The organism is Actinomyces radicidentis (assembly GCF_001553565.1).
GTDB classification, from domain to species: Bacteria; Actinomycetota; Actinomycetes; order Actinomycetales; family Actinomycetaceae; genus Actinomyces; species Actinomyces radicidentis.
This window is the reverse complement of the sequence record NZ_CP014228.1, coordinates 1885213-1907444: the sequence shown is the minus strand read 5'-3', so window position 1 is coordinate 1907444 and position 22232 is coordinate 1885213. Positions and strand designations below refer to the sequence as shown.

At 71.7% G+C, this 22232-nt stretch carries 24 protein-coding genes and 1 pseudogene; 18 read left to right on the top strand and 7 right to left on the bottom strand.

From position 1 onward, the window contains the following. Window positions 1–277 precede the first annotated feature (277 nt). From AXF14_RS08160 to AXF14_RS08135, 7 genes and pseudogenes are all read left to right on the top strand, one after another. Window positions 278–1984 carry a DEAD/DEAH box helicase gene (locus AXF14_RS08160; RefSeq protein ID WP_067942380.1) on the top strand — a complete coding sequence of 569 codons (1707 nt, stop codon included), beginning with the start codon at window positions 278–280 and terminating at the stop codon, window positions 1982–1984. 349 nt (window positions 1985–2333) lie between these two features. After that, window positions 2334–2925: pseudogene (locus AXF14_RS13285) on the top strand (transposase family protein); the annotation flags it as partial. A gap of 28 nt (window positions 2926–2953) precedes the next feature. Then, window positions 2954–3955 (top strand): IS481 family transposase, encoded by a 1002-nt coding sequence (locus AXF14_RS08155; protein ID WP_067944230.1) that lies wholly within the window; start codon window positions 2954–2956, stop codon window positions 3953–3955. Between the two features lie 50 nt (window positions 3956–4005). Continuing rightward, entirely contained in the window at window positions 4006–4797 is a 792-nt protein-coding gene (locus AXF14_RS08150) for an integrase core domain-containing protein (protein WP_067942378.1), read from the top strand. Window positions 4798–4884: 87 nt separating this feature from the next. Next, window positions 4885–5613 (top strand): carbon-nitrogen hydrolase family protein, encoded by a 729-nt coding sequence (locus tag AXF14_RS08145; RefSeq protein ID WP_150118455.1) that lies wholly within the window; start codon window positions 4885–4887, stop codon window positions 5611–5613. Window positions 5614–5707: 94 nt separating this feature from the next. After that, window positions 5708–5950 (top strand): type II toxin-antitoxin system Phd/YefM family antitoxin, encoded by a 243-nt coding sequence (locus AXF14_RS08140; protein ID WP_067942374.1) that lies wholly within the window; start codon window positions 5708–5710, stop codon window positions 5948–5950. Further along, the gene (locus AXF14_RS08135) at window positions 5947–6213 is read left to right on the top strand and encodes a Txe/YoeB family addiction module toxin (RefSeq protein ID WP_084355459.1); all 267 of its coding nucleotides are present in this window, start codon (window positions 5947–5949) and stop codon (window positions 6211–6213) included. The genes AXF14_RS08140 and AXF14_RS08135 overlap by 4 nt, the downstream gene beginning before the upstream one ends. Before the next feature lie 55 nt (window positions 6214–6268). Here AXF14_RS08135 and AXF14_RS08130 read toward each other — a convergent pair whose 3' ends face one another. Further along, window positions 6269–6676, bottom strand: a complete 408-nt coding sequence (locus tag AXF14_RS08130) for a hypothetical protein (RefSeq protein ID WP_067942370.1) — start codon at window positions 6674–6676, stop codon at window positions 6269–6271. On the opposite strand from AXF14_RS08130, the gene AXF14_RS13970 reads away from it, so the two are divergent. Both AXF14_RS13970 and AXF14_RS08125 read left to right on the top strand, forming a co-directional pair. Next, a complete protein-coding gene (locus AXF14_RS13970; RefSeq protein WP_169798258.1) occupies window positions 6676–6849 on the top strand; it encodes a hypothetical protein in 174 nt (57 codons plus the stop codon). The two genes, AXF14_RS08130 and AXF14_RS13970, sit on opposite strands and share 1 nt — an antisense overlap. 60 nt (window positions 6850–6909) lie before the next feature. Further along, window positions 6910–7290, top strand: coding sequence for a hypothetical protein (locus tag AXF14_RS08125; RefSeq protein WP_150118454.1), 381 nt, complete (start codon window positions 6910–6912; stop codon window positions 7288–7290). Here the strand turns inward: AXF14_RS08125 and AXF14_RS08120 are convergent. Both AXF14_RS08120 and AXF14_RS08115 read right to left on the bottom strand, forming a co-directional pair. Then, window positions 7280–8011: a ferric reductase-like transmembrane domain-containing protein gene (locus AXF14_RS08120; protein ID WP_067942366.1), complete on the bottom strand. Its 732-nt coding sequence runs from the start codon at window positions 8009–8011 to the stop codon at window positions 7280–7282. The genes AXF14_RS08125 and AXF14_RS08120 overlap by 11 nt on opposite strands. Beyond that, a complete protein-coding gene (locus AXF14_RS08115) occupies window positions 8008–8457 on the bottom strand; it encodes a ferric reductase-like transmembrane domain-containing protein (protein WP_067942364.1) in 450 nt (149 codons plus the stop codon). Before AXF14_RS08115 ends, AXF14_RS08120 begins: the two co-directional genes overlap by 4 nt. Before the next feature lie 131 nt (window positions 8458–8588). Between AXF14_RS08115 and AXF14_RS08110 the strand changes: the two genes are divergently transcribed. After that, window positions 8589–9518, top strand: coding sequence for an amidohydrolase family protein (locus AXF14_RS08110; RefSeq protein WP_067942362.1), 930 nt, complete (start codon window positions 8589–8591; stop codon window positions 9516–9518). A 103-nt stretch (window positions 9519–9621) separates the two neighbouring features. Here the strand turns inward: AXF14_RS08110 and AXF14_RS08105 are convergent, their stop codons facing one another. Beyond that, window positions 9622–10248, bottom strand: a complete 627-nt coding sequence (locus AXF14_RS08105; RefSeq protein ID WP_084355458.1) for a MarC family protein — start codon at window positions 10246–10248, stop codon at window positions 9622–9624. A 149-nt stretch (window positions 10249–10397) separates the two neighbouring features. After that, window positions 10398–11243: a PHP domain-containing protein gene (locus tag AXF14_RS08100; RefSeq protein WP_067942330.1), complete on the bottom strand. Its 846-nt coding sequence runs from the start codon at window positions 11241–11243 to the stop codon at window positions 10398–10400. 107 nt (window positions 11244–11350) lie between these two features. Here AXF14_RS08100 and AXF14_RS08095 point away from each other — a divergent pair, with 107 nt between their 5' ends. The 5 genes from AXF14_RS08095 (at window position 11351) to AXF14_RS13690 (ending at window position 16752) form a co-directional block, all read left to right on the top strand. Next, complete coding sequence (locus AXF14_RS08095) at window positions 11351–12475, top strand: Gfo/Idh/MocA family protein (protein ID WP_067942329.1); 1125 nt, start codon at window positions 11351–11353, stop codon at window positions 12473–12475. After that, window positions 12472–14046 carry an aminopeptidase P family protein gene (locus tag AXF14_RS08090; RefSeq protein ID WP_067942326.1) on the top strand — a complete coding sequence of 525 codons (1575 nt, stop codon included), beginning with the start codon at window positions 12472–12474 and terminating at the stop codon, window positions 14044–14046. The genes AXF14_RS08095 and AXF14_RS08090 overlap by 4 nt, the downstream gene beginning before the upstream one ends. Before the next feature lie 176 nt (window positions 14047–14222). Continuing rightward, window positions 14223–14597: an ArsR/SmtB family transcription factor gene (locus AXF14_RS08085; RefSeq protein WP_067942324.1), complete on the top strand. Its 375-nt coding sequence runs from the start codon at window positions 14223–14225 to the stop codon at window positions 14595–14597. After that, complete coding sequence (locus AXF14_RS08080; protein WP_067942322.1) at window positions 14594–15526, top strand: cation diffusion facilitator family transporter; 933 nt, start codon at window positions 14594–14596, stop codon at window positions 15524–15526. Before AXF14_RS08085 ends, AXF14_RS08080 begins: the two co-directional genes overlap by 4 nt. A gap of 104 nt (window positions 15527–15630) precedes the next feature. Next, complete coding sequence (locus AXF14_RS13690; protein WP_150118453.1) at window positions 15631–16752, top strand: hypothetical protein; 1122 nt, start codon at window positions 15631–15633, stop codon at window positions 16750–16752. Window positions 16753–16791: 39 nt separating this feature from the next. Here AXF14_RS13690 and AXF14_RS08070 read toward each other — a convergent pair whose 3' ends face one another. Then, window positions 16792–17667, bottom strand: a complete 876-nt coding sequence (locus AXF14_RS08070; protein WP_067942318.1) for a sugar phosphate isomerase/epimerase family protein — start codon at window positions 17665–17667, stop codon at window positions 16792–16794. Window positions 17668–17818: 151 nt separating this feature from the next. Between AXF14_RS08070 and AXF14_RS08065 the strand changes: the two genes are divergently transcribed. Further along, a complete protein-coding gene (locus AXF14_RS08065) occupies window positions 17819–18925 on the top strand; it encodes an IS110 family RNA-guided transposase (protein WP_067939027.1) in 1107 nt (368 codons plus the stop codon). A 295-nt stretch (window positions 18926–19220) separates the two neighbouring features. Here AXF14_RS08065 and AXF14_RS08060 read toward each other — a convergent pair whose 3' ends face one another. Then, the gene (locus tag AXF14_RS08060) at window positions 19221–20099 is read right to left on the bottom strand and encodes a YflT domain-containing protein (RefSeq protein ID WP_236755416.1); all 879 of its coding nucleotides are present in this window, start codon (window positions 20097–20099) and stop codon (window positions 19221–19223) included. 117 nt (window positions 20100–20216) lie between these two features. On the opposite strand from AXF14_RS08060, the gene AXF14_RS08055 reads away from it, so the two are divergent. Beyond that, the gene (locus AXF14_RS08055; protein WP_067942315.1) at window positions 20217–21518 is read left to right on the top strand and encodes a magnesium transporter MgtE N-terminal domain-containing protein; all 1302 of its coding nucleotides are present in this window, start codon (window positions 20217–20219) and stop codon (window positions 21516–21518) included. Beyond that, complete coding sequence (locus tag AXF14_RS08050; RefSeq protein ID WP_084355457.1) at window positions 21511–22134, top strand: DUF1003 domain-containing protein; 624 nt, start codon at window positions 21511–21513, stop codon at window positions 22132–22134. The genes AXF14_RS08055 and AXF14_RS08050 overlap by 8 nt, the downstream gene beginning before the upstream one ends. Window positions 22135–22232: the final 98 nt, after the last annotated feature.

Genomic DNA, 22232 nt, shown 5'->3' with positions numbered 1-22232 from the left:
CCCCCACGCGTGCGGCCCAATCGTGACGGGGCAGGGGCCAGGTGGGCTCCACGCCGCTACCCTGAGGGCGTCCACGGTTGCCCGGTCGTCACGCAGCCTCGCCCCGCCGCCCCTCGGGCTGGCGCAGGGCACGAACCACGATCGGCTGCCACCCCGGGACCGCGGCGCGGTCCGGACGCCCCGATCGGGCGCCACGAACCGAGCCCCACGACGCCGTCGGCGCCCCTGTCGCAGGGGACGCCGGCGCGCCCGCGCGGTCCACGACCGAAGGAAGCTCGTGAGCGACGAGACCACCACCGACCAGACCACCGAGGCGACCGAGCAGGCCAAGCAGGCCGGCCAGCAGGCCCAGCCCGTCGGCGACCAGCACGCCTCCGGCATCATCGAGACGGCGGGCGCCCACGCCCCCGTCCTCGACGAGGCGACCCCCGACATCACCGACGAGGGCGACGACACCGACCTGACGAAGAAGACCTTCGCGGACTACGGAGTCGAGCCCGAGATCACCGAGGCCCTCGCGGAGAAGGGCATCACCTACCCCTTCCCCATCCAGGCCCTCACCCTGCCCGTGGCCCTCGAGGGCCAGGACATCATCGGCCAGGCCAAGACCGGTACCGGCAAGACCCTGGGCTTCGGCATCCCGCTGCTCATGGACACCCTCGGCCCCGGCGAGGACGGCTGGGACGAGGACCCGGCGTCGGGCTCCCCGCAGGCCCTCGTCGTCCTGCCCACGCGCGAGCTCGCCAAGCAGGTCGCCGTGGAGCTGACCCAGGCAGCCGCCAAGCGCACCGTGCGCATCGTCCAGGTCTACGGCGGGCGCGCCTACGAGCCGCAGATCGAGGCCCTCGAGAAGGGCGCCGAGGTCGTCGTCGGCACGCCCGGACGCCTCATCGACCTCATGGAGCGCGGCGTCCTCGACCTCACGCACGTCACCACCGTCGTCCTGGACGAGGCCGACGAGATGCTCGACCTGGGTTTCCTGCCCGACGTCGAGAAGATCCTCGCCCGCACCCGCGACGACCGCCAGACGATGCTCTTCAGCGCGACCATGCCGGGCGCCGTCGTCGCCCTGGCCCGCCGCTACATGACCAAGCCGACGCACATCCGCGCCCAGGACCCGGGCGACGACTCGATGACGGTGCAGTCCACGCAGCAGGTCGTCTACCGCACCCACGCCCTCAACAAGGTCGAGGTCGTCTCCCGGATCCTCCAGGCTGAGGGCCGCGGGCGCACCATCATCTTCGCGCGCACCAAGCGCACGGCGGCCCGCGTGGCCGAGGACCTCGCCTCCCGCGGCTTCGCCACCGGCGCCCTGCACGGCGACCTCGGCCAGGGCGCCCGCGAGCAGGCGCTGCGCGCCTTCCGCAACGGCAAGATCGACGTGCTTGTCGCCACTGACGTCGCGGCCCGCGGCATCGACGTCGACGACGTCACCCACGTCATCAACTACCAGTGCCCCGAGGACGAGAAGATCTACGTCCACCGCATCGGCCGCACCGGTCGCGCCGGGCACAAGGGCACGGCCGTCACCTTCGTCGACTGGGACGACGTCCCCCGCTGGCGCATCATCGCCAAGGCCCTCGGCCTGCCGATGGAGGAGCCGGTGGAGACCTACCACACGAGCGAGCACCTCTTTGCCGACCTCAGCATCCCCGAGGGCGTCACCGGCAAGCTCCCCCGCTCCAAGCGGACGCTGGCGGGCCTGGACGCCGAGGAGATCGAGGACCTGGGCGAGACCGGCAAGAAGCACCGCGACGACGAGCGCGGTGGCCGTGGCGGCCGCGGCCGCGGGCGCGGTCGTGGCGGGGACCGGGGCGGGCGCGGCGGGCGCGGTGGGCGCGGTGGGCGCGAGTCCGGGCACGACGGCGGCTCCTCCGAGGGGCGTTCGTCGGGGCGCGGCCGCGGCGAGCGCTCGGGCCGCTCGCGAAACCGCGAGCGCACTCGCGGCGGGCGCAGCACCGGCGACTCCGGCTCGCAGGACTGAGCCGACGCCGGCGTCGGCCGCCGGGCTGACGCCGCAGCAACGAATGGGGCGACCTTGAACGGCGAACGGCAACGTGCGCCAGTGACGAGCTGAGCTCGCGCCACCACAGGCGGCCCCGAGCTCATCATGCTCGCGTGGTCGAGCGAAGTCACGAACACGAAGTTCTGAACAGGATTTATGGTCGCGTGTCGTGCGGCGTGTCGTGGGGTGTCCTTTGACGGTCGTTTCCGGACACCTCCACGAAGTAATCACCTTTGTTATGTCTCAGGGCTTCGGTGACAGTTCTGCCTCAGGACATCGGTGACAGTTCTAGGGGTTTGGGAGGTGACACTTCGGGTCGGATTGGCCCATGAGCTCAACGAACCCTCGTGTTGATCCTCGTGTGCGTCTGGCGATCGTTCGCTGGCCCCAGGACGCCCCACGCGGTGCAGTGACGACCTTCTGCGCTGAGCAGTCGATCTCCCGCAAGACCTTCTACGCGATCCGCGCCAGGGCCCGCGTCGAGGGCGAGGCAGCAGCCCTGGAGCCCCCGCCCGCTCACGAGCCCCACCGCCATCAGCGACGACCAGCGTGCTCAGGCCCTGGCGGTGCGGGCGGCACTGGCCTCCTCAGGCCTGGACAACGGCCCGATCTCGGTGCACGACAAGATGAAGGCCATGGGCCTGGCCGCCCCCTCGCCGGCGTCCCTGGCCAGGATCTTCCGCGCCGAGGGTGCCGCGCGAGCCGAACCGCGCAAGCGGCCCCGCTCGGCGTTCAGACGCTTCGTCTACCCCGCCCCCAACGCCTGCTGGCAGCTGGACGCCACCGAGTACGTACTCACCGGCGGACGCAAGGCCGTCATCTTCCAGCTCCAGGACGACCACTCCCGCCTAGCTGTACTTCACCGGGAGGTTGTGAACGGTCGAGGTAGCGAGGACCTCCGGGCAGGATGTGGGTTACCGCACTCGCATCCTGACCACGGAGGTCCTCATGACTCACGCTAACGCGCCTTTGACGCCGGAGGGGCGTCGTCGCCTCGCTGTTCTCGTCGTCGATCAGGGCTGGTCCCTGCGGCGCGCCGCCGAACGGTTCCAGTGCTCGCCGGCGACGGCGAAGCGGTGGGTGGACAGGTACCGGTCCGGGCTGGAGCTGACCGACCGGAGCTCGAGGCCGAGTTCCTCCCCAGGGCGACTGCCGCGCAGGACGGAGCACCGGATCATCGCGCTGCGGTTCACACGTCGGTGGGGTCCCCACCGGATCGCCTATCACCTGCGGCTGCACCGCTCCACGGTCGGACGGGTACTGGCCCGCTATCACATGCCCAAGCTGGCCAACATCGACCAGTCCACCGGGCTGCCAGTGCGCAAGCCGGCACCGCGGCGGTACGAGGTCGCTGCGCCCGGCCTGCTGGTGCACGTTGACGTCAAGAAGCAAGGCCGCATCCCCGACGGCGGCGGCTGGCGGGTCCACGGTCGCGGATCCGTCCAGGACCGCACCGCGGGCGCTGTGCGCGATCGAGCCGCCAGGGCAGGGGCGCCGGGCTCGCGCGGCTACCGGTACCTGCACCACGCCGTCGACGACTACTCCAGGGTCGCGTACTCCGAGATCCTCGACGACGAGCGCAAGGAGACCGCGGCCGCCTTCTGGCAACGAGCGAACGCGTTCTTCTCCGGCCTCGGCGTCACCGTCACCGCCGTGATGACGGACAATGGCGCCTGCTACCGCTCGCGCGCCTTCGCTGATGCCCTCGGCCAGGCCGTCAAGCACAAGTGGACCAAGCCCTACCGGCCGCAGACCAACGGCAAGGTCGAGCGCTTCAACCGCACTCTCGCCGCCGAGTGGGCGTATGCCGCCGTCTACACCGACGAGGCAGAGCGAACCGCCGCCTACACGACCTGGCTGCACTACTACAATCACCACCGACCCCACACCGGAATCGGCGGCCAGACCCCCTCAGACCGCGTTCACAACCTCACGGGGAAGTACACCTAGCGGTCGCCTCCCTGGTCGCCGGCGCGGAGACCAGCCAGGCGCCCGTCGCCGTGTTCGACAAGGGCGTCGCCGCCCGTGGGGTGCCCCAGCGCCTGCTCACCGACAACGGGCTCGCAATGAACCCCACCCGCCGCAGCGTGACCGGCCGTCTGGTGGAGCACGTCCGCTCCCTGGGGGTTACGCCGATCACGGGCAAGCCCTACAAGCCCACCACCCAGGGCAAGAACGAGCGCTTCCACCGCACCCTGCTCCGCTACCTCGACGCCCAGCCGATGGCCTCCACCATCGAACAGCTCCAGGGCCAGGTCGACGACTTCGACCCCATCTACAACACCGAGCGCCCCAACCAGGCCCTGCCCGGGCGCATCACGCCCCAACAGGCGTGGGACGCCACCCCCGTCGCCACCCCTCCGCGGCCCACCCCACCGGCTGAGCCTGTCAGTGTCGGCGATACCCCCGCACCCGCAACGGTGCAGACAGGCGCGTCGGGCCAGCCCCGGCGGGGCGCCAGGCCGCCCCAGCGGCGCAAGACCCCGCCGTCGGGGACCCGGACGGTCCGCATGGGGACCAACGGGACCATCAACCTCGCCTCCGTGATGTTCCTGGTCTCCAAGACCCACACCGGCCGCGAGGTCATCCTCGACTGGGACCCCGAGGCCATCGCCATCGCCACCACCGACGGTGAGGTCCTCGCACAGTACGACTGGCCCGCCCCCGGCGTCCGATACGTCTCGACCTACGCCCCCCATCAACCACCGAGGCGGAAGAGGACACAAGAAGAACCCTCCAGCACCCCAACCCTCACCGAGGTCCTGACACACCAACCGTCACCGACGTCATGAGGCAGAACCGTCACCAATGTCCCGAGACATCACACGAAGTAATCACCTTCGCCACGAGCCCGGTTCTCCAGCGCGATAATCAGCTCCATGCGAGCAGTCATGGCAGGACTGACCACTGTCACCGGGGACGTCGAAGGGAACACGGTGCGCCTGGTCGCCGAGCTCGAGCGGTACCGGGGCTGCGGCGTCGACGCGGTCCTCACCTGCGAGGCGTACCTCCAGGGCTTCGAGTCCGTCACCTTCGAGCCCACTGCCGATCGTGCCGCCGCCATCACCACCGACGCGCCCGGGCACGAGCCGATCACCGAGGCCGTCCGGCGCACCGGGATCACGGCCGGCTACGGCTGCGTCGAGCGCGATGGCGACCGCTTCTACTCGACCTACCGGCTCGTCTCCCCCGACGGCGTCCTCCTCGAGCAGCGTCGGATCAGCACCGGCTGGCGCGAGGAATGGGCCGACCCGGCGGTCTACGCCGTCGGAGAGGACGTCCAGGTCGTGGAGTGGAAGGGGCGTCGCACGGCCGTGGCGCTGTGCGGCGACCTGTGGAGCGACCAGCCGCGCTTCACCGGGCTCGGGATCGACCTGCTCCTGTGGCCCGTGTTCGTCTCCTTCCCACCGCACCAGTGGCTCACCGAGGAGCTGGGCGCCTACGCCGAGCAGTCCGCGACCGTCGCGCCGCAGGCGCTCCTCGTCAACGGCGCCGCCACGGGCGAGGACGGTGAGTACACCGCCGGCGCCGCGCTCCTCGCGGACGGCCGGGTTGCCGCCGCCTCCGGCTTCGACGGGCAGGACACCTGCCTCCTCGTCCAGATCTGACTGCGAGCACCACCGCCGGCAGCCAGGTCGACGGGCCGAGAACCACGGAGACGGGCGATCGACACACACGTACGTGAGCCCGTACGCTTTCTTCATGACCGCTGTCCCCGCCACCACCGCTCGCGCACACATCTACCGGCTCATCGACCAGGTGAACGAGGAGTCCGAGCCCCTCACGATCACCGGCCAGCGCGGGAACGCCGTCCTCGTCGGCGAGGACGACTGGCGCGCCATCCAGGAGACCCTCTACCTCCAGGCGATTCCGGGACTGACCGAGTCGATTCGCGAGGCCCGTGAGGAAGGGCTCGACGCCGGCTCGGAGGATCTCGACTGGTGACCGCCTGGCGCCTCGTCTACTCGCGTCAGGCCCAGAAGGACGCGAAGCGGCTCACGACCTCGGGACTCAAGACCAAGGCCCAGCACCTCCTGGAGCTCATCGCGGAGGACCCGTTCAGAACGCCACCGCGCTACGAGAAGCTCGTCGGCGACCCGGCGGGCTGCTACTCACGACGCATCAACATCCAGCACCGGCTCGTCTACGAGGTCCTTCCGGACGAGCACGTCGTCCACGTGCTGCGGATGTGGACCCACTACGAGTGACACGGCGACGCGCGCCGTTCCAGGTCACGTCCGATGCAGCCGGCTGCCCCAATCGTCAGCCGACGCCATCGAGCCGGGGAGCGACGAGCGCGTCCGTCTCGCCCAGCCTCCAGGCGCGGTCGTTCTCGACGACGTAGGCGCCCCAGCGCGAGGGCCTGTCCGGCTCCTCGTCGGAGGCGCGGAGCTCCTCGAAGGCGCCGGCCGCGTCGCGCCCGCCGAGCAGGAGCGCCGTGGCGAAGGCGTCCGCGAGCCCGTCGTCGGGTCCCCAGACGGTCGCCTGGCGGGCGGTGAGCCGCCCGTCCCCAGCCTCGGGCCGTAAGCCGTCGCGCCGCCCGGCACTCCTCGAGGACGGTGTGGACGTCGAGGTGGTCGCCGGTCCACCCGAGACGCTTCTCCAGCGCCGGGTCCCGCCGGAGCGCGCTGACGACGGAATCCTCGCGGTAGGTGGAGAAGAGCCGGTCAATGCGCGCGATCTCCGCCTCGCAGGCGTCCAGGACCGGCTCGGCGGCGTCGACGAGCGTGGGCGCGGCGGTCGAGTTGATGCGCTGGGAGTGGCCGTCGCTCGGCAGCTGGACCCAGGTGATGTCCGTGATCTTGCCGTCGGAGATCGTCGCCTCGACCTGCATGGCGCCGTAGGGGCTCTCGTAGACGGCGCCGGTGCATGTCCCGTCCTTCACGCTGGAGGACGAGGACGTCGTGGACGACGAGTCCGTCGACGACGAGCTCGAGTCCGTCGAGGAGCTCCCGCTCGTGGTGCTGCCCGACGAGTCCGACGACGTCGTCCCGGACGAGGAGGACGTCCCGGACTGCGTCGTCGTCGACCCGCTGCCGGCGGCACCGGACGAGGCGCCGGTGGCGATGGTGGAGGCGACGGAGGTGCCGGCGCCGGAGGGGTTGAGGATGAGGATGGCGGCCACGCCGAGGGCGGTGGCTCCGGCGGTGATGCCGCCGGTGACGGAGGGGCGCATGGTGACTCGATTCGTGAGGCTGTTGGGCCCGGGCGACGTGCCCGGCGAGGTGGTGGTGCGGCGGTCGGGGCCGCCGCGTGGCGCAGGGGCGCCGTCGGTCACATGTTGAAGTCCCCGGCGTCGGAGGCCCGCACGACGACGTCGACGCGCGCGCCGTCGGCGGCCAGGCCCTCGGCCAGCGCCCGCGCCGGGGCGACGCCGACGCCGCCGGCCACGAGGACGGCTCGGCCGGTGGCGCAGACCCGCTCGGGGGTCATCACCCCGTAGGGGCCGTCCATGAGGACGCGCGTGCCGGGCCGGAGGCGGGCGGTGAGGGCGGAGGCGTCGCCGAGGTCCTTGACGGTGAGCCGAAGCAGGTCGTCGCGGGCGGGTGCGGGGAAGGAGTACGGGTGGGACTCGTAGGCGAGGCCGTCGGCGAGGAAGCGCCACTGGGCGAACTGGCCCGGGCGCACGCGCAGGCGGTCGAGCTCGCGCCCGCTCACCCACACGGAGACGACGTCGCGGCTCTCGCGCACGACCTTGGCGACCCGCAGGTCGTGGTGGAGTGAGCGCTCCAGGGGCAGCAGGGCCCGGTAGCCGAGGATGAGTCCGCCGATGAGGACGTACAAGGCGATCCACACAGTGCGTGCCCAGCCGGTGAGGAAGGGGCCGTCGATCGTGATCTGGTGGGCGAAGGCGAGGGCGATCGCGAGGTAGGTGTAGAGGTGGACGGTCCACCAGACCTGGCGCGGGAGGCGTTGGCGGGCGCGGGCCCAGCTCGTGAGGCCGGCGACGATGAGCATGAGGGCGCCGACGTCCGCGGCGAGGATCCAGCGCTGCCTCGTCGTCATCGACCACAGCTCGCCTCACCAGGTGGCGGAGTCGGGCAGGGCCCCCAGGCCATGACGGAGGCGAGGACGTGGACGCCGATGAGCCAGATGCTCCAGGGACCGATCTTCTTGTGGAGGGCGACGAGGCGGTCCTGGCCGATGGCGCGCTCGATCGGGGGCACGCGCGCGACGAGGAGGACCATCCACAGGGCCCCGTAGGTGCCGGCGACGGCGGTGAGGCGCCCGATGAGCGTGAGGGCCCAGACGGCCGAGAACCGGGCCGGCAGGCTCGTCTCGAGGGCAGCGGCGAGGAGGACGCCGAGGCCGAGCCCGGCGGTGGCCGCGAGCACGCCGGCGGTGAGACAGGCGCGTGCGGTGGCGGCGTTGAGGGTGCGGCGGGCGGGGCGACCGGCGCCGCGAGCGGTGCGGGCCGGCGCGAGGCGCAGGCCCTGTGTCGCTGTGGTCATGGGAGCGAGTCCAGTCCCGCACGCTCGGAGGGTGCCAGGGAAAGGTCATGGCGACCCTGTGAGCGCTGTGTGAGGACAGCCTTACCCAGCACACCAGCCCTAGGTTCGATCGCGACCGAAGGAGCCTCACCGTGCCCGTCCTGCCCGCCACGCGCATCGACACCCACCACCACGTCGTCCCCGGCTTCTACCGGGACTGGCTCGTCTCCCACGGCGTCGAGTCCGGTGGCATGCCCATGCCGTCCTGGTCGGTCGAGGGCAGCCGCGAGGTCATGCGCTCCCTCGGCGTGCGCACCGCGCTGCTCTCGGTCTCCACACCCGGCGTCGACCCGTGGCCCGCCGCCGACGCCGCCGCCGTCGCCCGCGACCTCAACGACTTCACCACCCAGATCGTCCGCACCCACGCGGCGACCTTCGGGCACCTCGCCACGATCCCCTTGCCAGACGTCGACGCCTCGGTCAACGAGGCCGTCCGCGCGCTGGACGAACTGGGGGCCGACGGCGTCGTCCTCCTCGGCAACGCCCGCGGCACCTACCTGGGGGACGCCTCCTACGAGCCGCTCATGAGGGTCCTCGACGAGCACGACGCCGTCGTCCTCATCCACCCCTCGGAGCTGCCGGGCGGGGCGGCACCCGGGATCCCCGCGTACGCCGCGGACTTCCTGCTGGACACGACGCGGGCGGCGGTGAGCCTGTGCCGATCCGGCGTCCTGGACCGCTACCCGCGGATCCGATGGATCCTGTCCCACGGCGGCGGGATCATCCCCTACGCGGCGCCGCGCGTGGCCCAGTCGGCCTCCGTCAACGGCAAGCCGCTCGAGGGGCTGCGGCTGCTGCGCCGCTTCTACTACGACACGGCGCTCACGCCCTTCGTCACCTCGATGCCGGCGCTGCTCCGCTTCGCCAAGCCCGGGCACGTCGTCTTCGGGTCCGACTACCCCTTCGCGGCGCCGTGGATCGGTCGGAGCTTCGCGGCGATGCTGCGGGCCTACCCGAAGCTCTCAGGGCGTGCCATCAACCACAGCGCCGCCGAGCGGCTCTTCCCCCGTCTCGAGCGCTGAGCCCGTCGTCGAGGACCCCGACGACGCGGAACGGCCCGCCCCGGAGCGTCCGGGACGGGCCGTCCGTCTTCGCCGCGCCGGGGCGGGTCCGGTGCCGGTGCGCTCAGGAGTGGGAGTCGATGTAGGCGAAGACGCCGTCGGCCATCATCTGGACGGCGATGGCGGCGAGCAGGAGGCCGAAGATGCGCGTGAGGACGCGGATCATGGACTCGCCGAGCACCCGGTGCAGCGGCAGGGAGAAGCGCAGCGTCAGCCAGATGACGACGTGCGTGGCCAGGAGCGCGAGGCTCACGGTGAGCCAGCCGACCAGCGGCTCCGACGCCGACTCGACGGCGACCATGGCTGCGACGATCGCGCCGGGGCCGGCCAGCAGCGGGGTGCCGAGCGGGACGAGGGCCGCGTTGGCGATCGAGTCGTCGGGGTTGGGGCTCTCGTCGACCTTGTCGGTGAGGAGCTCGAGGGCGACGAGGAGGAGCAGCAGGCCGCCGGAGAACTGCAGGGCGGGCACCGTGATGCCGAGGAACCGCAGGATGTAGCGGCCGAAGATGGCGAAGACGAGGATGACGCCGAAGGACACGAGGGTCGCCTGGCCAGCGGAGCGGCGCCGCTGCTCGCTGGTCTGACGGCTCGTGAGCGACAGGAAGATCGGGATCGCGCCGAGCGGGTCCTGGATGACGAGGATCGTCATGAAGGACGTGGCGAAGAGGGTGAGGTCGAAGATCGCGGCCACGGGTGATGGGTCTCCTGGGATCGGCCCCGCGGCGACGGCGTGCGGCGCTGGTGGCGCCCGGCCGTCGCCCGCCTCGTGGGCGGCGCGGGGTGCTGGGTGGTGCTGGGTGAAGGGTACGGTGCGCGGCGGCCGGCGTCGCTCAGCCCCGGTCAGGGCCTGATGAGCGAGAGGGCGCCCTCGTCGACGATCCGCGTCAGGAGCCCCTCCGGCATGAGGTTCTCGCCCAGCCGGTTCGGCTTGCCGGTGCCGTGGTAGTCGGAGGAGCCGGACATGCCGATGCCGAGGCGCTCGGCGAGGGCGCGGGCGGCCTCGCGCTGGGCGGGGTCGTGGTCGCGGTGGTCGACCTCGAGGGCGGCGAGCCCGGCCTCGGCCATGGCCGCGAAGGTCTCGTCGGGGACGAGGTGGCGCTGCCGCCTGCCGGCGCGCGGGTGGGCGGCCACCGGCACGCCCCCGGCGCCGCGGACGAGCTCGCAGGCCTCGACCGGGTCGAGGGCCCAGTGGTGGACGTAGTAGGGGCTCGAGGTGGCCAGCGGCCCGGCGAAGGCGGCGCTGCGGTCCGGGAAGGAGCCGGCGGCGACGAGGGCGTCGGCGATGTGGGGGCGGCCGATCGTACGGGTCGACGCCGCCTGCGTGAGGACGTCCTCCCAGGTGATCGGGTAGTCCGCGGACAGGCGCTCGACGATCCGCTGGGCGCGCGTCGCGCGGGACTCGCGCGCCCTGGCAAAGGCGGCGCCGAGGGCGGCGTCCTCGGGGTCGAAGAGGTAGGCGAGCAGGTGGAGGGTGACGCCAGCGGCGGAGCAGGAGATCTCGGTGCCGCGCAGGAGGGTGACGCCACTGGCGGCGACGGCGGAGGCGGCCTCGTCCCAGCCGGCGGTCGTGTCGTGGTCGGTGAGGCCGACGACGTCGAGACCCGCCTGCGCCGCGAGCGCCATGAGCTCGGCGGGGGCGTCGGTGCCGTCCGAAAAGGCGGAGTGGGTGTGGGGGTCGATGCGCACGATCGCCAGTGTAGGAACCGGCTGGCGCCGGGGACTCCGTCGGACGAGGCCGTCGTGGTTGCGTCTCGGTCGCGTCAGCGGGCCGCACCGGATGGGAGGATCGGGGCATGACGAGCACGAGCACCTCCCCCGCTACCACTCCCGTCCGCTTCGGCGTCGTCGGCGCCGGCTTCATCGCCCGCTGGTTCATGGAGGCGGCCGCCGTCCTCCCGCAGGTCGAGGTCGTCGCGGTCACCTCCGCGCACGCCGAGCGGGCCGCCGCCTTCGCCGCCGAGCACGGGATCGGCGCCTCCTACTCCTCGTTACCCGAGATGCTGGCCGCCGGCGCACCCGGTGGCACGACCCCCTTCGACGTCGTCTACGTCGGCTCCCCGAACGCCCTGCACGCCGAGCAGACGGTCGCGGCGCTGGAGGCCGGCTTCCACGTCCTCGTGGAGAAGCCCTTCGCGCTGCGCGCCCAGGAGGCCGAGGCGATGGTGGCCGCCGCCCGCCGCGCCGACCGCTTCCTCATGGAGGGCTGGCTGCCGGCCTTCGAGCCGGGGACCGCCGCGATCCGGGAGGCCCTCCCCCGCCTGGGCACGGGCGAGGCCGGACCGCACCGGGCGCTGCTCGTCAAGGAGCAGTACTCCTCGCGCATGGACCGCTTCCGCGCCGGCGAGCTGCCGCCGGCCTTCGACCCGTCGCTCGGCGGTGGCAGCCTCATGGACCTCGGCGTCTACCCGATCTCGATGGCGATCCACCTCTTCGGCGCGCCAGTCCGGATCCGCGCCACCGGCCGCCTCCTGCGCTCCGGCGCCGACTCCCACGGCACCGTCGTCCTCGAGTACGACCGCCTGCCCGACGGCTCGCCCGCGGACCTCGAGGTCGTCTGTCTGCACTCGAAGACCTCGACGAACGGGACGCTCAGCGAGGTCGCGGCGGACCGAGCCGTGCTGACGCTGGACGACTGCCAGTGGCCGCGCGAGATCGCGCTGAGGACGCCCGACGGCGCCGAGCACCTCCCGGTCGACGCGACGTGGCCGGCGGGCGCCGTCGTGCCGGACGGTGCCGGGGCCCCGCCGGTTCTGGCCCGCGAGCTCGCGGAGGTATGCCGACTCGTGCGCTCCGGCGCGCGCGAGTCGGACCTGCACCCGCTGGCGGCCTCGCTCGCCGTCGTCCGGGTCCTGGAGGAGGCGCGCACCCAGGTCGGTGTTCGCTTTCTCGGGGACGCCGGTGGGAGGATGAGCGCATGACGACGTCCGAGCAGTCCTCCACCCCGGCGGCCGAGCAGCCGCAGTCCCTCGCCCAGCGCGGCAACAATCGCTCGCGCCAGCCTCAGAACGAGGCGTTCCGCGACTTCATCGGCTCCGGCTGGGGCCCACGGCCCTCCGACCTTCCCGAGCGCAACGCCTCCGCGCCCTGGGCCGCCGCCCGCCGTGAGGCGCTGGGCGCCCGGTTCCCGGGCGAGCGCCTCGTCCTGCCGGCCGGGCCGCTCAAGACCCGCAACAACGACTGCGACTACCGCTTCCGCCCGCACTCGGCCTTCGCGCACCTGGCCGGCACCGGCACGGACTTCGAGCCCGACGCCGTCCTCGTCCTGGAGCCGCTGACCGCGCCGGGCGAGCCGGTGGCCGACGGCGCGCCGACGCACGAGGCGGTCCTCTACTTCCGGCCGCGCGCCTCCCGCTCCAGCGAGGAGTTCTACGGCAACCCGCGCTACGGCGAGCTCTGGGTGGGGGTGCGTCCCTCGGCCGAGGAGGTCGAGGCGGCCACGGGGATCCGCGTCGCTCACATCGACACGCTCGGTGACGCGCTCGCCAAGGACGCCGGCGCCGACGGCGTCCAGCTGCGCGTCATCGCCGAGGCCGATGAGAACGTCACCGCCCTGGTCGACCAGGTGCGCGAGGCCGCAGGCCTCGCCTCCGGGCAGGCCGCGAGCCAGGTGGACGACGGCCTCGCCGAGGCCGCCAGCGAGCTGCGGCTCGTCAAGGACGCCTGGGAGGTCGACGAGCTCCAGAAGGCCGTCGACGCCACGAAGGCCGGCTTCGACGACCTCATCCGCTCGATCCCGCGCGCCACCGGCCACTGGCGCGGTGAGCGCGTCCTCGAGGGAGCCTTCGGCGCGAGGGCCCGCGAGGAGGGAAACGGCCTGGGCTACGACACGATCGCCGCGGCCGGGGACCACGCGAACACCCTGCACTGGATCAACAACGACGGCGCCGTGCGCTCCGGCGAGCTCGTCCTAGTCGACGCCGGCGTCGAGGTCGACTCGCTCTACACGGCGGACGTCACGCGCACGATCCCGGTGGACGGGTGCTTCACCGAGCCGCAGCGGCGCGTCTACCAGGCGGTGCTCGACGCCGCGAAGGCCGCCCTGGCCCGCGCGAACGAGCCGGGCTGCCGCTTCCGCGACGTCCACAACGCCGCGATGGCGGTCATCGCGCAGCGCGTCGAGGAGTGGGGACTGCTGCCCGAGGGCGTCACCGCCGCCGACTCGCTCGGCCCCGAGGGCGGTTACCACCGCCGCTGGATGATCCACGGGACGAGTCACCACCTGGGCCTGGACGTGCACGACTGCGCCCAGGCGCGCCGCGAGATGTCGATGGACGCCGAGCTCGTCCCCGGCATGGTCTTCACGATCGAGCCGGGTCTGTACTTCCGCGCCGACGACCTGCGCGTCCCCGAGGAACTGCGCGGCATCGGTGTGCGCATCGAGGACGACGTCGTCGTGCGCGAGGACGGCGCCGTCGAGTACCTCACCGCGGGCGTGCCGCGGGAGGCCGACGACGTCGAGGCCTGGGTCTCCGGCCTCATCGCCGACTGACAACCGGCTCGACGAACGCGCTCGCGCCCGGATGGCGCCCTGAGCGGGTCAGAGCCTGGACCGACGGGCCGGTGCCGCGGGATCCTACGGCCCCGATCCGTCGTCGTGCTCCCGGATCCGCTGAGAGCACCACGTCTCCCTCGACATTCATCGACATTCACCGATACTATCGTCATATGCCGATGATTCACGGGCTCCTCCCCACCGACACGGCCGACGACAGGCGGGCCGTCCAGGCCTCCGCCGACGTCGCAGCCGTCCTCGCCGCCCTGGGCGACCCGACCCGCCTGGCGATCGTCTCGCACCTGCGCGGCGGCGAGCACCGCGTCGGCGAGCTGACCGAGCACCTGGGCCTCGCACAGTCGACCGTGTCCCAGCACCTCGCGGTCCTGCGCGGGGCGGGACTCATCTCGACGCACGCGCACGGACGCTCGCGCGTGAGCCGGCTCGAGCACGAGGACCGCGTCGTCGCCCTGCTCACACTCGCCGCCGACCTGACCAGGGACGACACCCCCGGCGACGGCCGGGCCGACGAGGAGGCGACGTCATGAGCCACGAGCACTCGCACGACCACTCCCACGACCACGGCCCGGGCGCGACCCGCGGCCGCCTCGCCGTCGCGCTCGGGGTCACCGGTGTCGTCCTCGTTGCCGAGATCGTCACGGCCGCGCTCACCGGGTCGCTCGCGCTCCTCGCCGACGCCGGGCACATGGTGACGGACTCCGCAGGCCTCGTCATGGCGCTCGTCGCGGCGCACCTCTCAGCGCGCCCCGCCACGGACCGCTCGACGTGGGGCATGCGTCGGGCCGAGGTCATCGGCGCGGCGGTCCAGGCCGGGATGCTCGCCCTCGTCGGTGTCATCGTGGCGGTCCGGGCGGTCCTCGACCTCGTCGCGCCGCCGCCGGTCGCCTCGTCGGGGATGCTCATCATGGGCGTCATCGGACTGGCGGCGAACACGATCTCGCTCCTCGTGCTGGCCGGCGGACGCGGCGAGAGCCTCAACGCCCGGGCAGCCTTCCTCGAGGTGGCCAACGACGCCATCGGGTCCGTCGGCGTCATCGGAGCCGCGGCCGTCATCGCACTGACGGGCTGGACGCGGGCGGACGCCGTCGCGTCCCTCCTCATCGTGGTTCTCATCGTCCCGCGGGCAGCCGCGCTCCTGCGGGCCGCGGGGCGCGTCCTCATGGACTTCACGCCGGATGAGCTGGACCTGACCGAGGTGCGCCGCCACCTCGCGGGGCTGCCCGACGTGGTCGCGGTCCACGACCTTCACGCCTGGACCGTCGCGACCGGCTTGCCCGTCCTCACGGCGCACGTCGTGGTGACAGACGAGGCGTTGCGATCCGGCCGCTCGGACGCCGTGCTCGACGCTCTCGGGACCTGCGCGGCGGAGCACTTCCCGGTGCCGATCCAGCACGCGACCTTCCAGCTGGAGCCGGAGAGTCACGCGGGCCACGAGTCCGACTGCTGCGCCGCCTGATCCAGCCCCGGCCCTGAGCCCGAACTGACGCCCAGACAAGATAGAATAGGCGACAAATCTACACACCCTGCCCCTCGGAACATAGTCAAATGTGGAATTCTCTCATGGACGCATGGGACTGGGACCTTGCCATTGCGACTATCGGCGTCGCGCTCACAGCCTTGATCCCTATCGGCCTCGGAATCCTTGATCATCGTCAAAAAGTACGAGATGACGCCCAACGCGAATTACAGACCCGGATACTTCAACAACAATCCCTGATGCTGACGCAGCAGCGAAGGGACACTCTCCTGGCGTCTCTTGGAGCGATCAGGGACCCCAATTACCTCAAGCAAGCTTGGGAAGAAATCAAGTCCTTTAGCCCTGAGGATCAGGTCCTCCTCCGTGCAGCCTTTCGCCACAACTCCTCGGTCGCGCTCCCCGGAACGACCCTCGGGATCAAAATCGCCGACAGACTTGACACAACCTCATACCGCGATTACTTCGACTCCCTGGACGAACGATACGCAACACCTTCACCCTACCGAGAATTCGACGGCCTCCTAGATTTCCTCACCTACGCCAGAAATAGCGGATGCGACATTAACTCGGCGAGGGTGAGTGAGCTCGTGTCCGGACCCGACGCCCTGATCCAACACCCAAGCCACTCATTCTTCCGCGAACTCGTGACAGCATGCCCGGAAGTAGCCGGTAGCCTGCTTCACTCGCTAGACACCCTCGACCCAACAACACCAAACGGACTCGCCCTGAACATCCTCACTGGCGTCACCCTGGCGGCAAAGGATACCGAGCTCAAGCGCACGAACAACGCCACACGGATGGGCGCCCAGCCTGACGAGCGCGCCAAGATCCTCCAAGAGTCACTCCCAGCGAGCCTCGCGACTCTGTTCCACAGTAATCGCCTGAGCAATCTGGCGGATTGGACGATCAGCGGTAGCACCGAGCCAACCACCGCCACCGGCGCCTGGCTGACTCGCACCGTCGGCTGGATCTGCAAGGACGATTCAGGCCACCTCTCGATGCGCATGATCGAGAATCTCGCGACAACTATTCGATCAATTCCAGAAACCGGCTGGGGCGTTGACGACGACGACATTGCGACAGGCTTCGCAATGATCGCACGAAAATGCCCGGCACTGTGGAAACAATTCGGTCCCGATACTCGCGATGCAGCTTCCAAGATCGGCAAGTGGCAACCTCAGGCGCCGCCTGATCGAGACGTCTGAGCCACAGAGACTATTCGGTCCCTGGCGGAAACCAATAGTTCACGCATCCTCGCGCTGGTAGCGCCTGCGCGTCGGCTCGGGGACGTGGACGGAGTCCGTGTCCCCCTCCCCCTCGAGGTGCTCGCGCGCGTAGGCCAGCGCGCTCGCCAGGCCCTCGTGGCGCTCGTCGTCGCTCATGCCGCGCACGTTGACCTCGACGACCACCTGACCGCCGCGCTCGGCGAAGCCGGTGGCGGCCAGGTGCCCGAGGACGCCGGCGCAGTCCTGGTCGCCCTGCCCGGGCAGGAGGTGGGCGTCGCGGAAGCCGGGCACGCCGTCGGTGAGGTGCAGGTGGCGCAGCGTCGGACCGAGCGCCCGTGCCATCGCCAGGCCGTCCGAGCCGGAGGTCGCGGCGTGCGAGAGGTCGAGCGTCGTGGAGAGGTAGCCCTGCCCCACCGGGTCCCAGGTGGGCGAGTAGGCCTGGAAGTCGCGCGAGGAGTGCGCCTGGCGCGGCCGCCACGTGAACATGTTCTCCACACAGAGGTGCGTGCCGGTGGCGAGCTCGCGGGTCTGGACGCCCTCGACGAACTCCGCGGCGTAGCGGGCCTGCCAGAAGAACGGCGGGTGGAGGACGACGCTCGGAGCCCCGACGGCCTGGGCGAGCTCGATGGAGCGGTCGACCTTGTCCCACGGATTCGTGCCGAAGACGGAGCGCGTGAGCAGGAGCGTCGGGGCGTGGATCGCGAGGACCGGCTGCCCGCGCTCCTCGGAGAAGGCGAGGAGGTCCTCGGCGCTCTGCGTGGCCTTCTCGGACCACACCATGATCTCGACGCCGTCGTAGCCGAGCTCGGCGGCGGCCGCGAAGGCGCCCTCGCAGTCGCCGAGCGTCCACGAGGACGTCGACAGCCCGACCGGGACATGGACGGTCTCGCTCAAGGTGGAGGGCTCCCGGGTCAGACGCTATGGGGGTGCGCGAGGCCGTCGTGGTCTTGTGGGCCAGGGCCTCGCGTATGCAACCTTCGTGGATCACCACCGAGGCGGTCGTTAGGGGACCGCTGCGGGGTGCCGACATGCATAGGAGACCCTGGTGATTACTGAGCGTACAAGCCTGGGGCTGGACGTTCACGCCCGCAGCGTGAGCGCCGCCGCCATCGATACCCTCACCGGCGAGGTGATCCAACGCCGCCTGGACGGCGAGTACAGCCACACCATCGACCTGGCCTCACGCCTGGCCGCCGAGCACGGACCACTGCTGATCACCTACGAGGCAGGCCCCACCGGCTTCGGACTGGCCCGCGAGCTGACCGCCGCGGGCCACCGGGTGCAGGTCGCCGCACCCTCGAAGCTGGCCCGCCCCGCCGGACAGCGGGTCAAGACCGACCGCACCGACGCGATGTTCCTGGCCGAGTGCGCCCTGAACGGCACGATCACGCCCGTGCGCATCCCTACCCTGGCCCAGGAGGGCGCCCGCGACCTGGTGCGATCCCGCGACGACGCCCGCACCGACCTCATGGCCGCCCGCCACCGCCTGTCCAAGATGCTGCTGCGCCGCGGATGGGTCTACCCCGGCAAGACCACCTGGGGACCCGCCCACGACGCTTGGCTGCGCGCACTGCGCCGCGAGGACGTCCCCGCCCTGGGCGCCGGCGCCACCGCGGCCTTCGACGACGCCTACGACACCGTCACCCACACCCTGGCACGACGCGACCGCCTCGATACCGCCATCGCCGCCCTGGCCGCCGACAGTGAGTTCACCCCCGTCACCGCCCGCCTGTCCTGCCTGAGAGGCATCTCCACACTGACCGGCTTCGCCCTCGCCGTCGAGATCGGCGACTGGCACCGCTTCACCGGCGCGACCATCGCCTCCTACCTCGGACTGGTCCCCTGCGAGCACTCCTCGGGCCAGACCCGCACCCAGGGCGGCATCACCAAGACCGGCAACACCCACGCCCGACGTCTCCTGACCGAAGCCGCCTGGCAGCACAAGAGCCCCTACCGCCCCGGCCCCGCCCTGCGAGCCGCATGGGCCAAGGTCCCCGGGGACGTCGCCACCCGGGCCGACACCGGCAACAGGCGCCTGAACAGGCGCTGGCAGACCCTGGCCAGCCACCACAAACGTCACACGATCGCCAACACCGCCATCGCCCGAGAGCTCGCAGGCTGGTGCTGGTCCCTGGCCGTCATGGACCACTAGAACGCCCACAGACCGCGCTGACCGGCACCACCAGGGCCCAGAGGGGAAGCAGCGTGAGGAGGACACCGGCGATTCGACTGTGAGCACCCCCAAGGGCACGCTCGACCTCAGACAAGCCAGCTCCTCCCACCGAAACCAGCGTCATGCGGCACACAGACCCGCGCATATCAGACTGACCACGCGTCGACACCAGACACGCCACCCCCACCCCACCGGCCAACGCCGAAGAGGGGGCACCCACCGGCCAGTGGATGCCCCCTCTTCACCCTGCCACTTGACAGGAAACCCCTACATATCAGTCGCGGGGGCGGCCGTCGAAGGGGCGCTCGTCGGGGTCGTGCTCGGGCGCGTCGGCGTCCGAGGGCTCGACGGGCTGGACCGGCTCGACAGGCTGGACCTGGTCGACCGGCTCGACCGGCTGAACGGGCTCGGACACGGCGCCGTAGGCGGGGCGCGGAGCGGCGTCGACGGCGCTCGGGGCCGAAGCGTCCACGTCACTCGGAGCCGCCGGAGCGAGTGGAGCCGCGCTCCGCTCCGCGCTCTCCCCCTCGGGGACGCGCACGCCGAAACGCGGCTCCTCGTCGGGACGGGAGCCGAAGGCGGTGGGCCCCGTCCCGCGGGCCTCGGCGCGGGCGGCGCGGCGCTCCTCGGCCCGGCGCGCGGCGGCCCCTCCTCGGGTGAGGTTCCCCGGGGCGTGGGCGAGCGCCTGGGCGGCCTCGCCGGCCTGCTCTGAGGCGATGATCGAGTAGCGCGAGGCGACGACGTGGCTCGTCGAGGTGAAGTCGCGGCGGCCCCGGGTGAAGGCGTAGCCGATGAGCTGGAAGACGACGCCCCAGACGATGCCGAGGAGGATCCCGGTGGCGAAGGTGAGGCCGCCGGAGCCGTCGGGCCCGAAGAAGCTCATCATGAGGGCGAAGAAGATGCCGAGCCACAGGCCGGTGCCGGCGCCCTGGATGGCGGCGCGCCCCCATGACATGCGTCCGGTGATGTTCTCGACCTGCCGCAGGTCCGTGCCGATGATGGCGAGGACCTGCACGGGGAAGCCCTCGTCACTCAGGGAGTCGACCGCGGCCTGCGCCTCGTCGTAGGTGGCGTAGGAGGCGACCTCCTCGCCCCGGGGGATGCCGCCCCGGCCGGCGGAGACGGACGGGCCCTGCGCGCTGAACTGGCTCATGCCCGTATCGTCCCACGTCACGGGCCCGGGCACGGGAGCGAGGGCCTCCTGTCCACCCTGGGCGCATAGTGTGTGCCCGTGGAGAACAGCAGCACGACGACCGCGCCCTCGCGCCCTGTGACGACGCGCTCGAGCCAGTCCCGCGGCGGGACCTCCCGGGTCTTCGTCGCCCGCCTCGTGGGCACCACCGTCTTCGACCCCCTCGGCGACGCCGTCGGCAAGGTCCACGACGTCGTCGTCCTCATCCGGCTGCGCGGGGAGCCCCGCGCCGTCGGCTTCGTCATCGACGTCTCCGGCCGTCGCCGGGTCTTCCTGCCGCTGTCCCGCGTGACGGCCATCGAGCCGGGCGCCGTCATCACGACGGGCCTGGTCAACATCCGCCGCTTCTCCCAGCGGGCGGTCGAGACCCTCGTGGTCGGCGAGCTCCTCGACCGCGTCGTCACCCTGCGCGACTCGGGGGACTCCGTCACCGTCCGCGACGTCGCCATCGAGCGCGACCGCGAGAAGGACTGGAAGGTCACCCGCCTCTACGTCCAGCGCGCCTCGTCCGGCCCCCTGGGCCTGCGCCGCGGCGAGACCTTCACGGTCCGTCCCGACGAGGTGACCGGTCTGGCCGGCTCGACCGCCCAGCAGGGCGCCACCGCGCTGCTCGCCACCATGGAGGATCTCAAGCCCGCCGACCTCGCCGACGTCCTCTCGGACCTGCCGCTGCCCCGCCAGGTCGAGGTGGCCGCCGAGCTGTCCGACGAGCGCCTCGCCGACGCCGTCGAGGAGTTCTCCGACGACGACGCCGTCGCCCTCATCTCCGCGCTCGACACCGCCCGGGCGGCCGACGTCCTGGACGCGATGGAGCCCGACGACGCCGCGGACCTCGTCGGCGAGCTCCCGCAGGAGAAGGCGGCCGAGCTGCTCGGCCTCATGCAGCCCGACGAGGCGGAGGACGTCCGCCGCCTCATGACCTACGACGAGTACACGGCCGGCGGTCTCATGACGACCGAGCCGATCATCCTGCCGCCCGAGGCGAGCGTCGCGACCTTCCTCGCCCACGCCCGCAAGTCCGAGGTGCCGGCGGCCCTCGCCGCCGTCGCCTTCGTGTGCCGCCCGCCCCTGGAGTCCCCCACGGGCCGCTTCCTCGGGATGGTGCACCTGCAGCGCGCCCTGAGGGAGCGCCCGCAGCGCATGGTCGGGTCCATCGTGGACAACGACCTCGAGCAGATCGGCCCCGACGACTCGATCGGCACGGTGACGCGACTGCTCGCGACCTACAACCTCACCGCCTACCCGGTCGTCGACGACGCCGGGCGCCTCCTCGGCGCGGTCTCCGTCGACGACGTCCTCGACCACCTCATGCCGGACGACTGGCGCGACAACGACGACGAGGTGACCGACGAGGCCATCGAGAGGAACGCCAATGCCTGACTCCTCGCTCGACCAGCCACTGGCCAAGGGCCGCGCCCGCTGGATGCGGTGGACGAGCCCCAACCGCGGGTCGTCCTCCAAGTCGGACACCTCGGGCCGCGTGGCCGAGGCGATCGCCCGCTTCTCGGGGACCCCGACCTTCCTCATCTGGCTGACGCTCTTCGTGGCCGGCTGGATGGCCTGGAACACCTTCGGCCCGACCTCCCTGCGCTTCGACAAGGCCTCGCTGGGCTTCACGGCGCTCACGCTCGTGCTCTCCCTGCAGGCCTCCTACTCTGCGCCCCTCATCCTCCTGGCGCAGAACCGCCAGGACGACCGCGACCGCGTCACGGCCGAGCAGGACCGCCAGCGCGCCGAGTCGAACCTTCAGGACACGGAGTTCCTCACCCGTGAGATCGCCTCGCTGCGCCTGGCGATGAACGACGTCGCGACCCGTGACTTCGTGCGCTCTGAGCTGCGCGACGTCATGGAGGAGATCCTGGCGGAGGAGCGCCGCTCCCGCGAGGAGATCGTCGGCGAGATCGTCGAGGAGCTGGCCGACGAGGACGACGACGACTCCCGCACGGACGCCGTCGGCGCCGCGCCGGATCCCGGAGAGGCGAGCGACCGGGCCTGAGGCGCTGGCGCGGAGCCCCTCGCTCGAGAGGCCTGACGGACGACGAACCGGCCGGGACGAGCACCGCGACGGCGCTCCTCCCGGCCGGTTCCTCGTGC

Excerpts from the sequence above, each read along its gene's own strand:
- AXF14_RS08095 (WP_067942329.1), top strand. The coding sequence starts at position 11,351 with ATGACGAGCACGAGCACCTCCCCCGCTACCACTCCCGTCCGCTTCGGC.
- AXF14_RS08155 (WP_067944230.1), top strand. The coding sequence starts at position 2,954 with ATGACTCACGCTAACGCGCCTTTGACGCCGGAGGGGCGTCGTCGCCTC.
- AXF14_RS08120 (WP_067942366.1), bottom strand. The coding sequence starts at position 8,011 with ATGACGACGAGGCAGCGCTGGATCCTCGCCGCGGACGTCGGCGCCCTC.
- AXF14_RS13970 (WP_169798258.1), top strand. The coding sequence starts at position 6,676 with ATGCGCGCGATCTCCGCCTCGCAGGCGTCCAGGACCGGCTCGGCGGCG.
- AXF14_RS08080 (WP_067942322.1), top strand. The coding sequence starts at position 14,594 with ATGAGCCACGAGCACTCGCACGACCACTCCCACGACCACGGCCCGGGC.
- AXF14_RS13690 (WP_150118453.1), top strand. The coding sequence starts at position 15,631 with ATGGACGCATGGGACTGGGACCTTGCCATTGCGACTATCGGCGTCGCG.
- AXF14_RS08115 (WP_067942364.1), bottom strand. The coding sequence starts at position 8,457 with ATGACCACAGCGACACAGGGCCTGCGCCTCGCGCCGGCCCGCACCGCT.
- AXF14_RS08145 (WP_150118455.1), top strand. The coding sequence starts at position 4,885 with ATGCGAGCAGTCATGGCAGGACTGACCACTGTCACCGGGGACGTCGAA.
- AXF14_RS08090 (WP_067942326.1), top strand. The coding sequence starts at position 12,472 with ATGACGACGTCCGAGCAGTCCTCCACCCCGGCGGCCGAGCAGCCGCAG.
- AXF14_RS08140 (WP_067942374.1), top strand. The coding sequence starts at position 5,708 with ATGACCGCTGTCCCCGCCACCACCGCTCGCGCACACATCTACCGGCTC.
- AXF14_RS08085 (WP_067942324.1), top strand. The coding sequence starts at position 14,223 with ATGCCGATGATTCACGGGCTCCTCCCCACCGACACGGCCGACGACAGG.
- AXF14_RS08050 (WP_084355457.1), top strand. The coding sequence starts at position 21,511 with ATGCCTGACTCCTCGCTCGACCAGCCACTGGCCAAGGGCCGCGCCCGC.
- AXF14_RS08060 (WP_236755416.1), bottom strand. The coding sequence starts at position 20,099 with ATGAGCCAGTTCAGCGCGCAGGGCCCGTCCGTCTCCGCCGGCCGGGGC.